The 13831-nt window shown below is 39.6% G+C and carries 10 protein-coding genes; 2 read left to right on the top strand and 8 right to left on the bottom strand.

Annotated features, from left to right (window positions below; genetic code table 11):
- Positions 1-333 precede the first annotated feature (333 nt).
- Together P9E47_RS00390 and P9E47_RS00385 are read right to left on the bottom strand one after the other, a co-directional pair.
- Positions 334-1026: a response regulator gene (locus P9E47_RS00390; RefSeq protein ID WP_003329864.1), complete on the bottom strand. Its 693-nt coding sequence runs from the start codon at positions 1024-1026 to the stop codon at positions 334-336.
- A gap of 97 nt (positions 1027-1123) precedes the next feature.
- On the bottom strand, positions 1124-2266 hold the full coding sequence (locus P9E47_RS00385; protein WP_326162216.1) for a sensor histidine kinase: 1143 nt from the start codon (positions 2264-2266) through the stop codon (positions 1124-1126).
- Between the two features lie 249 nt (positions 2267-2515).
- Between P9E47_RS00385 and P9E47_RS00380 the strand changes: the two genes are divergently transcribed.
- The gene (locus tag P9E47_RS00380; protein WP_003329867.1) at positions 2516-3151 is read left to right on the top strand and encodes a YigZ family protein; all 636 of its coding nucleotides are present in this window, start codon (positions 2516-2518) and stop codon (positions 3149-3151) included.
- A 53-nt stretch (positions 3152-3204) separates the two neighbouring features.
- Positions 3205-4230 carry an LCP family protein gene (locus P9E47_RS00375; protein WP_003329868.1) on the top strand — a complete coding sequence of 342 codons (1026 nt, stop codon included), beginning with the start codon at positions 3205-3207 and terminating at the stop codon, positions 4228-4230.
- Between the two features lie 67 nt (positions 4231-4297).
- Here the strand turns inward: P9E47_RS00375 and P9E47_RS00370 are convergent, their stop codons facing one another.
- The 6 genes from P9E47_RS00370 to P9E47_RS00345 form a co-directional block, all read right to left on the bottom strand.
- Positions 4298-6355, bottom strand: coding sequence for an N-acetylmuramoyl-L-alanine amidase (locus P9E47_RS00370; RefSeq protein ID WP_326162215.1), 2058 nt, complete (start codon positions 6353-6355; stop codon positions 4298-4300).
- Positions 6356-6605: 250 nt separating this feature from the next.
- On the bottom strand, positions 6606-7697 hold the full coding sequence (csaB, locus tag P9E47_RS00365; protein WP_326162213.1) for a polysaccharide pyruvyl transferase CsaB: 1092 nt from the start codon (positions 7695-7697) through the stop codon (positions 6606-6608).
- A 1-nt stretch (position 7698) separates the two neighbouring features.
- Positions 7699-9663, bottom strand: a complete 1965-nt coding sequence (locus tag P9E47_RS00360; protein WP_326162212.1) for a DUF5693 family protein — start codon at positions 9661-9663, stop codon at positions 7699-7701.
- 234 nt (positions 9664-9897) lie between these two features.
- Positions 9898-10962: a glycosyltransferase family 4 protein gene (locus tag P9E47_RS00355; protein WP_326162352.1), complete on the bottom strand. Its 1065-nt coding sequence runs from the start codon at positions 10960-10962 to the stop codon at positions 9898-9900.
- A gap of 299 nt (positions 10963-11261) precedes the next feature.
- Positions 11262-12836 (bottom strand): putative polysaccharide biosynthesis protein, encoded by a 1575-nt coding sequence (locus P9E47_RS00350; RefSeq protein ID WP_326162211.1) that lies wholly within the window; start codon positions 12834-12836, stop codon positions 11262-11264.
- Positions 12837-12971: 135 nt separating this feature from the next.
- On the bottom strand, positions 12972-13709 hold the full coding sequence (locus tag P9E47_RS00345) for a WecB/TagA/CpsF family glycosyltransferase (protein ID WP_003329874.1): 738 nt from the start codon (positions 13707-13709) through the stop codon (positions 12972-12974).
- Positions 13710-13831 lie beyond the last annotated feature (122 nt).

Here is a 13831-nt window from a genome sequence, read left to right as displayed (position 1 = left end):
AGCTCGAAAAACTACCTTTGAAAATCTGTGGCATCCGCCGGAGGCTTTAACTTTATTCAGCAGGGGTCTGTACCCCCACTGAATTAAAGTATTAATTCGCATTCATCTCGCCATTTATGGAGGTGGGAGACTTCTGCTGAATAAAGTTAAAAGCCCTTTGCCAGCAAATATCCGATGGCAAAGGGCTCGTACTTTAGTAAGTTAGTTTAAACCAAACTAGTTGGCCTTTCAATTAACAAAAAGTTGCCGGCTCAAGGTTGATACCTCAACCGAGTGGGAAGTGTACAATCCTTAGTTTACCTAGCCAACACTGTACCATTCCCGAATTACCACTTATCTCACTTGCACCCAGCCGTTTTTAATAGCCACGACTACTGCTTGGGTTCGGTCGTTTACATTCATTTTTTGCAAAATGTTGCTGACATGGTTTTTTACTGTTTTTTCACTTATAAATAAGGTTTCACCGATGCTACGATTGCTTTTTCCGTCAGCTAGCATTTGAAGGACTTCGCATTCGCGGCGTGTCAAGATATGTAATGGTTTACGGTATTCAACGTCCTTCAATGTTCCGACAGATTGGCCCACATCTCCTGTAGCTAAGCGACGATATTCTCTTACGAGATTATGAGTCACCTTTGGATGCAGGTAGGAACCGCCGTCTGCAACAATTTTGACTGCTTCAACAAGGGCATCTGCGTCCATTTCCTTTAGCAAATAGCCGCTAGCTCCTGTTTTAAGTGCATGTGTTACATAGCTTTCGTCATCATGAATTGATAAAATTAAGACCTTAACGTCTGGAAACTTTTCAACTAAATTCGCTGTTGCCTCCACACCATTCGTATGGGGCATATTGATGTCCATTACAACAACATCCGGATGGTATTGCTCAACAAGGGCTACCGCATCCTCGCCATCATCGCCTTCCGCTACTACCTCAAAATCTTTTTCAAAATCCAAAATTCGTTTTACACCTTCACGAAACAATTGATGATCATCAATAACTAATATTGACGTAGTTCCATCCACTTGTCATTCCTCCTCAAGATCAAAAAGCGTAGTTTATAGTAGATTCGTATTTATTTTATATCAAATATGTTACACTTAACCGTGCTATGGATATAGGTCAATCATCCTCAACAATCAAAGGCACATCGATCGTAATCATCGTTCCTTTACCGAGGCCTGAGTCAAACGTAATTTCTCCCTTTAAAAGCTCAATTCGTTCCTTCATTCCCATGATTCCAAATGAACCATCTTTTTTATCGGTCGTGTCAAAGCCTTTCCCATTATCCTTGATTATTAGCTTTCCGGACTTTTTTCGCAGCTCTATCTTTACTTGAATTTCATTGGCATCAGCATGTTTGATTGCGTTTTGGACTGCTTCCTGTACAAGTCGGAATAAGGCCACCTCGAAGCGTGGTGGAAGCCGCATTTCTTCGCCTAGATTCACGAATTTAATCGGAATTTTATTATATTCTTCAGTTGTGTTCAGATACCTTTTTAACGTTGGAATCAAACCCAAATCATCGAGAGCCATGGGTCTCAGATCGTAAATGATTTTACGAACCTCGTACAATGCTGATCGGACCATAATCCTTAAATCCTTAATTTCCTTAAGTGCCTCATCCATTCCTCGCTCACGGGACACTCGCTCGATTAGTTCCGAACGCATCATTACGTTGGCAAGCATTTGCGCCGGTCCGTCATGAATTTCTCTTGATAGTCGCTTTCTTTCATCTTCTTGGGCTTCAATAATCCGCAAACCAAATTCTTGCTTTTCCCTTGCATCGTTCAACACTTCGTTGACCTGTTGCAGATCACTGCTTAAATAATTCAGAATGACACTAATTTGACTAACAAGATTTTCCGCCCGTTTGACGGTTTGCTCCAGTCTTTTTAAACGCAACTCCAAATCGTTGCGGCGCTCAATCAGCGTTTTTTCCTTTTGCCGGATATAGGCTAGTTCCATTTGCAATCCATGTGCTTTCTCGTAGGCAGAACGCACTTCTTCCTCCGTATAATTCGTAAAATTTTTACTCACATCAGCGAGACGTTTTCGTGCCAATTTTACATTTGCTTCCAAACGTTCGCCTTTATTAATAGTTTCGGAAACTTCTAGCCTAGTTTTCAGTAATTCGGCCGTTAAAATTTCAAATTCCTGTCTTGATTGTTCGCTTATTTCAACAATTTCTTTTTTACTATTAGAAACTGTATCAATCATTTTATCTAAAATTACATCTAGTGCTTTTTCATCAATTTTAAACATTTTCTTATCCTCCAGAAAAGCTGAAAGGTTCTTTATTACATGTACATTCGTAAGACGAGTCCGTTTTCTGGGGGTGCCTTGTAAAAAAGAAAGTAAATTTGAAGCAATACGAATGTCGTTTTATAATTATAGTGTTGGGTTGGAGCTTCAACCTATTTTTTCCCTCAATTACCAAATGGAAGTTTTTTATGTAAATATATTCAAAAATTGGTTTTGTACATACACGGATGCAATCAGGGGGTCATTACTATGCTACTACAATATTATACCGTAAAAAACGCTGGTGAACATGAAATTGTGATCGAAAAGTCGAAATTTGTCGCACAAATCACCCGGGCAACGACGGAGGAGGCGGCACAAGCCTTCATTCAAGAAATTAAAAAAAAGCATTGGGATGCGACTCACAATTGCTCGGCTTATTTAATTGGCGAGCATAATCAAATTCAAAAAGCAAATGATGACGGCGAACCAAGTGGGACAGCTGGTGTGCCGATGCTTGAGGTTTTGAAAAAACGTGATTTAAAAGATACTGTAGTGGTGGTGACCCGTTATTTTGGCGGCATAAAACTTGGTGCTGGCGGACTTATTCGTGCTTACGGAAAAGCAGTATCGGAAGGTCTGAATGCGATCGGCGTTGTTGAAAGACGGTTGATGAGGGTCATTCATACAAAAATTGATTACACATGGCTTGGAAAAATTGAAAATGAACTACGCTCCCATCCTTCTTTTATTTTAAAAGAAATTCACTATCTTGATATGGTTGAAGTCGAAACGTATGTTGCTGAAGAAATGAAAGAAAGCTTCGTTGATTGGATGACGGAACTGACAAATGGGCAAGCTGAAATTTTCGAAGGTGAAACAGAATATTTGGAGACTGATGTTTAGTTTTCTGGGCACACTAATTAATACCAAATCAGAGTATTTAGGGAGTTTAAATAATGGCTCGATTCAAAAAAAGGCGGAAAGTAACGAAAATTTTGATGATCATCTTAATACCTTTGTTAGTCGTATTTGTTGGTGCTGCTGCTTACGCTTCTTATTTGGCGAGTACAGCTAAAACCGTAGTTGAAAGTTCCCAGCATAAATTAGATAGTCGAAAATTTGATGAGAAGTCCGAAATGCGTCTTGAAAAAGTTGACCCAAGGGTTGATAATATTTCGATTTTATTTCTGGGAATCGACGATGGTGAGCATACTTTTAGTGATTCAACCCGAACAGATGCGATGATTTTGGCCACTTTTAACGAAAAATCAAAATCGGTAAAAATGGTCAGCATCCCTAGGGATTCAAGAGTTGAACTTGTTGGCAGAGGCCGTATGGATAAAATCACCCATGCCCATGCCTATGGTGGACTTGACATGGCGGTAAACACAGTAGAAAAACTGTTTGCGATTCCAGTGGATTATTATGTTCGGCTAAATTTCGATGCTTTTATTAAAATTATCGATGCCTTAGGTGGAATCGAAATTGATGTTCCTTTTGATATTGTTGAGCAAAATAGTCATCGGGAAAAAAATAAAATCAAAATCAACAAAGGATTGCAAAAATTAAATGGGGAACAGGCTCTTGCCTATGCTAGAACCCGAAAGTATGACGGTGATGTCGAAAGAGGTCAAAGGCAGCAAGAAATTTTGAAGGCTATTATAAAAAAGGGATTGTCGATCCGGTCGATGACGAAGTACGGCGATGTCATTGAGAGTATCGGTGATAATTTAACAACCAATATGACATTTGATGAAATGCTTGCCTTCCATGACTACGCTTATGCCGGGAAAAATATCGATGTTGAAATGCTGACGTTAAAAGGGAAACCGGCACGGATAAATCGACTGTATTATTATTTGCTAGATGACACGAGTTTGGATGAAGTTAAAACAAAGATGAAACAGCATCTAGAGTTTGATGGGACGGATGCGAATGATAGAGGTAAGACAGAGAGATCGACTGATGATAATGGGGAATAGCGTGATTAACATATTATAAGGCATGGAACGTTGGCTGTACGCCGTTCCATGCCTTTTTTAACAAAGTTTATTTATAAAATTCAACAAATGAATCATAAATGGCTTGTGCTGCTTTTTGACGGAATTCATCTGATTTTAGCAATGCTTCTTCATTTGGATTCGACAAAAATGCCATTTCTACTAAGATTGCCGGTATTTCGGTTTCACGAATAACGTGTAGGCTTTTATCTTGGGAGCCTCGATTCACCGTTCCAAGCTGTGATGTTATTTTTTTGATTGCAATATCTGAAAGCTGCTTACTTTGCTGCCAGCTTGGATTTTTTCCAGAATGATAGAATGTTGTGGATCCCTGTGATGTTTCTTTAAATGAATCTGAATGGACGCTTACAAAAGCATCAGCATCATTGTTATGGGCTACTTTTACCCGTTCAGCCAACGATAAAAATGTATCATTGGATCGGGTTAAAGTAACTTCAGCACCTGCTCCACGCAATAAATCTGCTAATTTTAAAGCTACTGCAAGATTTACGGCTTTTTCTTGAAGGCCTGTTGGTCCTTTTGCACCCGGGTCATGGTCCCCATGTCCTGCATCGACAACGATTCGCTTTCCGGCTAAGCCACTATTTAATAAGGTAACTTTTACATCGTTCGTTGAGTGGCGGACGACGAAATGGTAGCCCGGATTAAAATAAATGCGGATTTTTGAGCCGCTATATTCAATCCGATTAATAGCTGGGTGGTTGCCAGTCCATTCTTCGATTTGTGATGCACTTGCTGTAATCTCTACACCGTTAGAAAGCAATTTATTTGACGTTGTAACTGAACCTACTTTTGACCATTTCAGCCAAGCTCTATTGCCGTCATAAGTTTCTATTTCTGGCTGGGCAAGTGCAGTGAACGGCTGCTTATTCACTTGCATTGTTAAATAATTGGCATGGACATAGCCCCATTGTCCGTTATATTTCACTTGAGCCCATTGGCCTTCAATCTTAAAGACGATGATTTCCTGACCTTTTGAGTAAGCGCCAAGTATTGGTGAATTAGCATCTGCACTTTCACGAATATTTAGTGAAGTTGCGTTAACTTTCCCTTTGATTACCTCTTTTTGAGAGCGAATTGATTTTGCTTCGATATAGCCTAGATCGTTCTTATACTCGATTTCAAGCCACATGCTAGTGTCTAAATTCTTTGCCTCAGGTTTATCATAGATTTTGATTGAATCACCTTGTGCAAGTTCGCCTAGTTGTTTGCTGTTTGTTGAAGGCTCTTTATAAACTGCTGCGCCTTCTTCATCATCAATGATTGCTGTAGTTGTTGTTCTGACAACATCTTCAATCACTGGTTCCTCTTTGTTTGAATTTGAGGAGGAAGATTCTTCACGCTCTTCTGTTGCCGTTTTTTGTTCAATTATGACTTTTCGTTCTTTTTCATTCCATTGAACGTTGGCACCATAGCTTTCTGCAAAGAAACGCAACGGTAAAACCGTATAATTTTTTACAATTGTTGGTGCCGGATTGATCGCAAGTGCTTCATCATTCACCATTACTTTTGTTTTGTTAATTGTGAATACAACTTTTGTTTCAGCGTCGATTGCTTCAACCTGCTTTGTTTTTTCTAACCATTTTACAGTAATCCCTAGTGTCTCCCCGATGCCTCGAAATGGTACTAACACTCTTCCATCTATAATTGGTGGTTCGATTGGTAAATTTAATAGTTCGCCATTAACGTAGACTGAGATTTTTTTCGAGGAGGATGATGTATTTGGTGTTTTTGTTGCATTAGTAGGTTTAGTGGTGTCCGTAGTCTTATCTTTGTCAATTGTGCTTGTTTTATTTGTTGTCGTCTGTACTTTGATATAGTCGCTATGCACATAGCCCTCGACGGATTTCGAGGAAATCTTCAACCACTCACCGGTCCGTTTGATAATCTGGACCTCGTCACCATTTTGTAATTTTCCTACTATGTCACCATTAGTCGAAGGCTCTGATCTTACATTTAAGTTGCCATCTTTCATTATTACTTGCCCTGTTTCATTTGCACTGGCGAGCGTATGCGGAATTGCTATAAATGCCAATAAAATGAGAAAGGTCCATATAACGAAAGATATCGGTGACCTTTTTACCATTAGTCTATCAAATCCCCCTTCTATTCTTGTTTTACTATAACAACTGTAATAGTTTAATAGCAGAATATCAAGGTAAATTAACCAAATTACAACAATTTGAGACAAATGACCCGATTTTGTCATTAATCTGAAATTTTTGTATTATTTTCCGGGAAATGTTGTCGATGTGGAGTGAAATATTTGTCTGAAAATAAGTATAAAAAAACACAGACCTTTTAAGATCTGTGGCATTATTTGGGATACTTTTTTACTACTTATTCAACAATCCAATCACTTTCTTCGCTGTTTCATTTGCTTTTTGTTGAAGTGGAATGGCCTTTGCTTTCAATTTCTCTACTTCCTCGCTATGTTGACTCATTTGCTTTCCGATCAATTCATACAACTCATCCGCTGACCAATCGTCATCGACATGACCAATTAATGGTTGATCGACTTGGTTAATAAATGAATCGATTTTAGGATCGTAAGAGATACCGATCATTGGTGTGTGAGCAATTGCCGCAAAGATCAGGGCATGAAGTCTCATTCCGATTAATAGTGAAGAATCTCCGATCAAAGAAACCTTCTCTTCAATACTAGCATCATACGGAAAAATGGAAGCCGGATTTTTCATAGCACCCATGATTTCTCTCGAAAATACATCGTCATGCTCACCATGCATGGGCAAAAACACAATCCGGTGCCCTCCCTCATCAGCACAGCGGTCGAGTACCTCAACTATTTTTTCCTTAAATTCGGCAAAACCTAGAGAAGTCCAATCACGGATAGCAACCGTGATGAACGGCTTCTCTGTTAATCCTTCCTTCTCCAACCAAGCACGATTCAATCGTTCCTTATACTCCATGCCCATCACTGGATCGGGAACGAGCTCAATTTCACCGTTCAATCCAATTTTTCTTAATAAATCAAAGGATTCCTGATCCCTAACTGATAGAAAATCAGCCTTTGACAGAGCATATTTTACAAGCTTTTGACTCACTGATTGGTCGAGCGGACCAATGCCCTGAGCATACACAAAAAATGGTTTTCGTAGTATCCGGTGCGCAATCATCATGATCCCTGTGTAATACGGAACGCTTTTCATACCGGTTTTATCCTGAAGCAAGCTGCCGCCACCGCTAATGACACCATCGGCTGAACGTACCGCCTTAAAAACCTCGCCCAGCTTCCAACGATTAACGGCATCGACACCATATGTTTTTTTCGTATAGTCCGGATCATTTGATAAAACTGTTATTTTAATATCACTTTTTTCAGCACGCAGCGCATGAATGATAGCCTGCAGAATGGCTTCATCACCGACATTATGGAATCCGTAGTAGCCAGATAATACAACCCTCATACTACAACCTCTCCTGAATCATCGGCCAATATTTCTTCGCGAGTCTGTACAAGAAGATTAAAACTAAACCTAACAAAGCACCAAACACAAATCCGTAAACTGTTCTTAAAAGTGAAAGATAAATCGGAATATGTAAATGTGTGAATGTATTAACGGTTGATAAAAATCCGATCGCACCGCCAGCTAATAAATATTTACCGATACGCTGCTCCCAGCCTTTGCCTTGATAAATAATGTACATTCCTAAAACAAGCAGTGGGTAACCGATTAAAAATTCTTTCGTACGAGGACGAACGAATAAAAAATCCTCCAGTTTTTGACGGAGCACTAATTCAGTGCCAGAAACCATTTCAGCGGCATCATTTCCGGAGCGGACGACTAAAATCATCAATCCAGCGGCAATAACGGCAACAATGACAAGATAATAATTACGGACAACTGTCATGGCTAAATCTTTTACATGATCACGGATCACATGTAGGAAAGTCAATACGATTGGTAAAATGAATAACAATTTTACCCCTCTGAATTCTTCGATTTTTACCAGGAATTGGTTCCCGTATAGGAGCGACATGACAAACCAGGCACCGATGAGTGCAAGGACCGCCCCTTTTAAAAACTTAAACACCATATCTTTTTTACTATTAATATATTCACCGGAAATGGCTGCCCAAGTTGCTGCCACAATAGATACTACTAATGATGCGGCTTGTAAAAACATTGTTGCACCGGTCACAATGTAACCTGCAGCAACTAACAGCATTCCTTCAAACGTTAATAATGCAATTTTTTCAGAAACCATTAACGCAGCAAGTCCAATAAATGCTGCGACACCGATCAGTCCGGCAATTGTCATCCATTTTGAAGCCTGTAAAATATCATAGGATTGAGCAATTCCAGGTTGGTGCTTGTCCGCCATTTGGCTTGTGATAGCTTCTAGTTCTTGAGTTGCTACTTCAAAAGATTGTTCAGCGGTAATCGTTTCTTCCTCTAATTTCTTAATATCAGCGACATGAACATACAATCCACGAATATTACGTTCTTTTACAGCACGGGTTGCACGGTCTGTGTAGCCGCCTCTTCCATCGAAAAAGTCGAGACTGTGAAGGCGAACGATTTTATTATTAAATTGTTTTGCGTAAATATTTAGTCCATCCTGCTTTGTAAATTCAATCGGCATCAAGACAAAGCCTTCATTAACAAGCCTTAATGCGTATTGCTCGGCATCCTCCGTCTTTAAATCCTTGTGCGGAGCTACCCCAAGCATTGTATTACCAGTAAAAATAATTTTGTGTCCGCCCAATTTGTCTTGGAGCTGTTTCATTTGATCTAATACATATTCATTGTTTTCATTAATATTATTGCCAATTCGGAAAACTGGCTCAAACCCGTAGGAAGCAAATTCAGTCATCAAATCCTCGTCGAAACCAATTGGTCTTGTTAAAATCGGATTCGCTACCGCACCCATTCCGCGGGTAAGCTCCTCTTTACTTATACCTTTTATAAAATAAATTGATTCACCCTTAAAAATTGGCAGATCCGTTACTTTATCAATTCGATCACCAAACGATTTCACAATCGCATTTTCCCAGCGGTCATCTAAATCATTACGAAGCAACACATACAAACCATTTTCACGTGAATACAATATGCTTTCACGTGTATTTTCATCCTCTTTTTGGAGCATACTGAACAGGTCGCTTTTGGTCAGCGTCATCACAAGTCCTTGTTTCACAAGATCTTGTATACCTGTTGGTTCAAAAGAAATTCCACGAACACCGTTATCATATAACGTTTTTACGATTGTATCCGTATCAAGTCCACGAATGGCTAACTCGCGAATTTCCTCATATGGGACAATCATTTCATATGTATCATTATTCCATTCAATTTTGGCACGATTATAAATGAGCGGTGCTGTTATCAATATCGATATTACAACGATGGCCATTAATACTTTTTTCAAAAGTTCTACATCCCTTCGGTGAAGTTTTTACTAGTTAGGTTGAGCCATGGGGGCGGGTTCTCTGGATCAGTTTTTGAGCCGCAGAACCCGACCCTGTGTCCCACACAGCCCAGTTTGAGCCGCAGTTCCCGACCCTCTGGCTCATTTTTTCCTAACTAAAAGGGAAAGCTGAAACCAGCTCTCCCCCCTTATCCCCTTTTTACTTATGCCCGGTTGGAAATTACGCTCCAAAACTTAGGCTGATCTTCTACCGCTTGCGGTAATTTTTCTAAAAAGTTTATGAACTGGACGGTAGTTTTCTGAAACTAATCCAACTCGTTCAGCTACTAGCTGTGTCACTAATAGTACAACCGCAATGATTAATGTTGCTCCCCATAGTGTTGAGTTTGAAAGCATGACTGCTGCGATTGCAAAGAATGCACTCATTGCATAGATGATTAAAACCGTTTGACGGTGTGAAAAACCTAAACGTAATAAGCAATGATGCAAGTGTGATTTGTCTGGTGCAGATAATGGTTTTTTGTTCACGATTCGGCGAATAATCGCAAACAGTGTATCAGAAATTGGTACGCCAAGAATAATGATTGGCAAAATTAATGAATAAACCGTGATGCTCTTGAATCCAAGTATCGAAAATACTGAAATCATGAATCCTAATAAAAGTGCACCTGTGTCACCCATGAAAATTTTTGCTGGGTGGAAGTTGTATATTAAAAATCCTAATGTACTTGCTAATAAAATTGTACCCATAACTACAACGAATGTATTCCCCATAACCATCGCCATTGCAGAAATAGTAATTAAAACAATGGAAGAAACACCGGCAGCCAGTCCATCTAATCCATCAATCAAATTAATCGCATTGGTTACACCAACAATCCAAAGTAATGTGAATGGGATTGTAAAAATACCCAAATTAATGGTTGTTCCGAATGGTAGGTTGATGATTGGCACTTGAACACCTGCATAAATAACAACTCCTGCTGCTAGAATTTGTCCTAACAGCTTTACCTTCGGAGAAATTTCAAAGCGATCATCAAATACTCCGGTAATTACAATGATCGTTGCTCCAAGAAGAATCGGCCATGTTGCAATGTCATCGTCAAAAGGCTGGGCAATCGCAAAACCGATAACCATACTAATGAATATCGCCAATCCGCCTAATCGTGGCATTACTTTTTGGTGTACTTTACGTTGATTTGGTTTATCAACAGCGCCGATATAAATTGCAAATTTTTTAACGAGCGGTGTTAGAGCTACTGATGCAAGAAAGCATACAATTGCTGTAATCAATAACATCATATTTGGCACTCCCCAGACGTTTTTCGTCTAATTTTTTTGCGGCCAATTTAGTTATAATCGAACCAAAACCTAGGTTTGTCCGCAATTTTTATCTATCTATTTACTTTTGCAAAAAAATCCTTAATTCCCTAAAATTTGATTCTCTTCTAGCATTCAAAACAAATTATACCACAACTGAAATTAGTAAGAGTATTTTTTTTAGGATAAATTGATTTTTTTCAAAAACAATATGTAAGGCACATTGTTTTTACATTTACTAAAAATGTTCATTATAATCTCTATTTGTATAGGTTAACTCAATTGTGCCGTTGTAATTTGCGAATATAGCGGCCAATTAATGGAAATGCCTGCAATTCCTTGTTGCTTAGGCCTTTTCCAACTATCACTAGTATTGCATAAACGAGCGCACCAATTGGTACGATAACTAGTAAATAGAGCATTGATTGGATTCTTGAGAAATCCGTTACATTAAAATAAAACATAGGCGCAAAAACTACAAATCCCATTATAATACTTGCCCCTATAAATACAAGCGTTTCTTTTCGCCAAATGTTGTACTTTGTCGTTTGAAAAATAAATACAATATTTGCGACCGTTAATAGAACGTAAATTAACAGAGTCGCATAAGCCGCCCCCATAATTCCCGATTGGGACACAAAGATGAGATTGAAAATCCCTTTTAAAACAGCACCAATGACGATAACCCAGGCCGCAAGCTTGGATCGGTTTAACCCCTGAAGGATTCCCGTTGTTAAAACCGTCAGTGATGAAAAAACTGAACTGAAGTTAATGATAGCGACGACGTCACTGCCTTGAAAGTCCGTGAAAAGCGCACGATTGACTGGTATTGTTAAAGCTAAAAGCCCGATCGCAGCCGGCCATGAAACAAGGTGGGCATATTTTAAAGACCTTACTATATAACTATTCGCAAGCTCAATGTCGTTTTGGGCCATCGCTTTTGTAATTGTCGGAATTAAAGGCAAAATAACTGCACTTGAGAATACAGATGCAATTCCTACCAGCGATAAACCTCTGCGATAAATTCCTAATTGTTGTTGAACCTCTTCGGTTTGGATACCCGCCCATGTTAGGCCATGCGGAATCGTAACAGAATCAACAAGATTAAGAAGGGCCATCGTTAGTGAGCCCACCGCAATTGGAATTGAAAGTGCTAAAATTCGCTTCGCCCACTGCCTAAATATATTCATTGAAAAAGATTTCATTCCAACAGGGCGATCCTTGAACTTGGTGTAGAGCGTGCGTAAATAGATTAGTGAGAACAGTGCACCTACTGATGAGCCCACCATTACACCACCGGTAATAATCTCGTTTGGCTCTCCTTTTTTTACCAAAAAATAAGCAATACTAAGGATGAGGATGACGCGTACAAATTGTTCGATCACCTGTGAAACCGCAGTCGGCTTCATATCCTCAAAGCCTTGAAAAAAACCGCGATATACCGCCATATAAGGGGCGACTAAAAGCGTAAAGGATACAATAATGACCGCCGGTCTTGTATATTCCCCGCCGAGGATAATCGAAATTGGCTTAGAAAAAACAAACATAATTGTGAAGCTTACGACTCCGAATATCAACGCAAGCACACTGGCGGAATGAAAAATATCACCAATCTCATGCTCTCGCTTCGCTCCACGTGCCTCAGAAATCAACTTTGAAATCGCAATTGGAATACCGGCAACCGATAAAATCAAGGCAATCATATAAACCGGATAGACAAGTCCAAAAATCCCAAGCACCTTATCACCGGCAATATTTTGTAACGGGATTTGAAAAATACTCCCTATAAATTTCGAAATAATCGTTGCTGCTGTAATAATTAGTGTTCCTTTTAAAAATGAAGATTGGGCCATGCTGTAAGCTCCTACTTGATAGATTTTGGGGACATGGGTCCTCGTTGGTGGGACAGAGGGTCGGGTTCTCTGGCCCGGGCTGGTTCGGGGCTTCCGGGACAGAGTTCCCGACCCTCTGTCCCATCCTCCCCTATTCTAGTTCCGACCGCTTATTTTTTGTCCGACTACTTTAAGGGCGAAATGCGGTAAAGCGAGCATGCGGCGCCACCTTGAAGGTTGTTTTAGCAAACGGTAAAACCACTCCAAGTTTAATTTTTGCCAAAACTCTGGTGCACGCTTTACTGTTCCTGCAATAACGTCAAACGAACCGCCAACTCCGATAAACACGCCTTTTTCTACGTGATCGATATGTTCAGCGATCCATTTTTCCTGCCTTGGCATTCCCAAAGCAACTAAAATCAGATCCGGCTGAGTTTCTTGTATCTCATTAATAATTGCAGGATCTTCCCATTTAAAAAAGCCGTGATGGTAGCCAGCAATCTGCAAGTCAGGATATTCGACTTTTATCGTTTGTACCGCTTTTTCAATTGTTTCTTCTTGGGCACCGAGCATGTACAGCTTTAATTTTTTTTCATTTAAAACCGTTAATAAATTGCGCATCAAATCATAACCTGCCACCCGCTCTGGCAGAGGCTTGCCTAATATTTGTGCCCCTTTCACAACCCCGATTCCATCCGCAGTCACATAATCTGCTTTCTCAACATATTTTTTGTACGTCGGATCCTCCAGAGCCTTCATAACGATTTCCGGATTAGCTGTTACAACAAATCCCTTTTGTCCGCTCTGCATTCGCTCTTTCAAGCGCTCGACCATATCCTTCATATTTGTATTTATAAAATTCACACCTAAGATAGAGACGAATTTATCCTCCATTTGTTTCACCAACTTGTAAAATTTTCTAAAAATATTAAGGTTTCGATTTAATTCTACATTGAACTATAACAAAATTAAGGGTAAAAAGAAATAATTTAGTGGTATTTGCACGAAACTCAACG

It is taken from the genome of Schinkia azotoformans (genome assembly GCF_035811335.1).
Lineage (GTDB): Bacteria > Bacillota > Bacilli > Bacillales > Bacillaceae_J > Schinkia > Schinkia azotoformans.
Note: the sequence above shows the minus strand (reverse complement) of the source record. Positions and strands in the feature narration are given on the sequence as shown.

Coding starts and splice junctions, on each gene's coding strand:
- P9E47_RS00385 (WP_326162216.1), bottom strand. CDS start 2,266: ATGTTTAAAATTGATGAAAAAGCACTAGATGTAATTTTAGATAAAATG.
- P9E47_RS00380 (WP_003329867.1), top strand. CDS start 2,516: ATGCTACTACAATATTATACCGTAAAAAACGCTGGTGAACATGAAATT.
- P9E47_RS00375 (WP_003329868.1), top strand. CDS start 3,205: ATGGCTCGATTCAAAAAAAGGCGGAAAGTAACGAAAATTTTGATGATC.
- P9E47_RS00370 (WP_326162215.1), bottom strand. CDS start 6,355: ATGGTAAAAAGGTCACCGATATCTTTCGTTATATGGACCTTTCTCATT.
- csaB (WP_326162213.1), bottom strand. CDS start 7,697: ATGAGGGTTGTATTATCTGGCTACTACGGATTCCATAATGTCGGTGAT.
- P9E47_RS00355 (WP_326162352.1), bottom strand. CDS start 10,962: ATGTTATTGATTACAGCAATTGTATGCTTTCTTGCATCAGTAGCTCTA.
- P9E47_RS00350 (WP_326162211.1), bottom strand. CDS start 12,836: ATGGCCCAATCTTCATTTTTAAAAGGAACACTAATTATTACAGCAGCA.
- P9E47_RS00345 (WP_003329874.1), bottom strand. CDS start 13,709: ATGGAGGATAAATTCGTCTCTATCTTAGGTGTGAATTTTATAAATACA.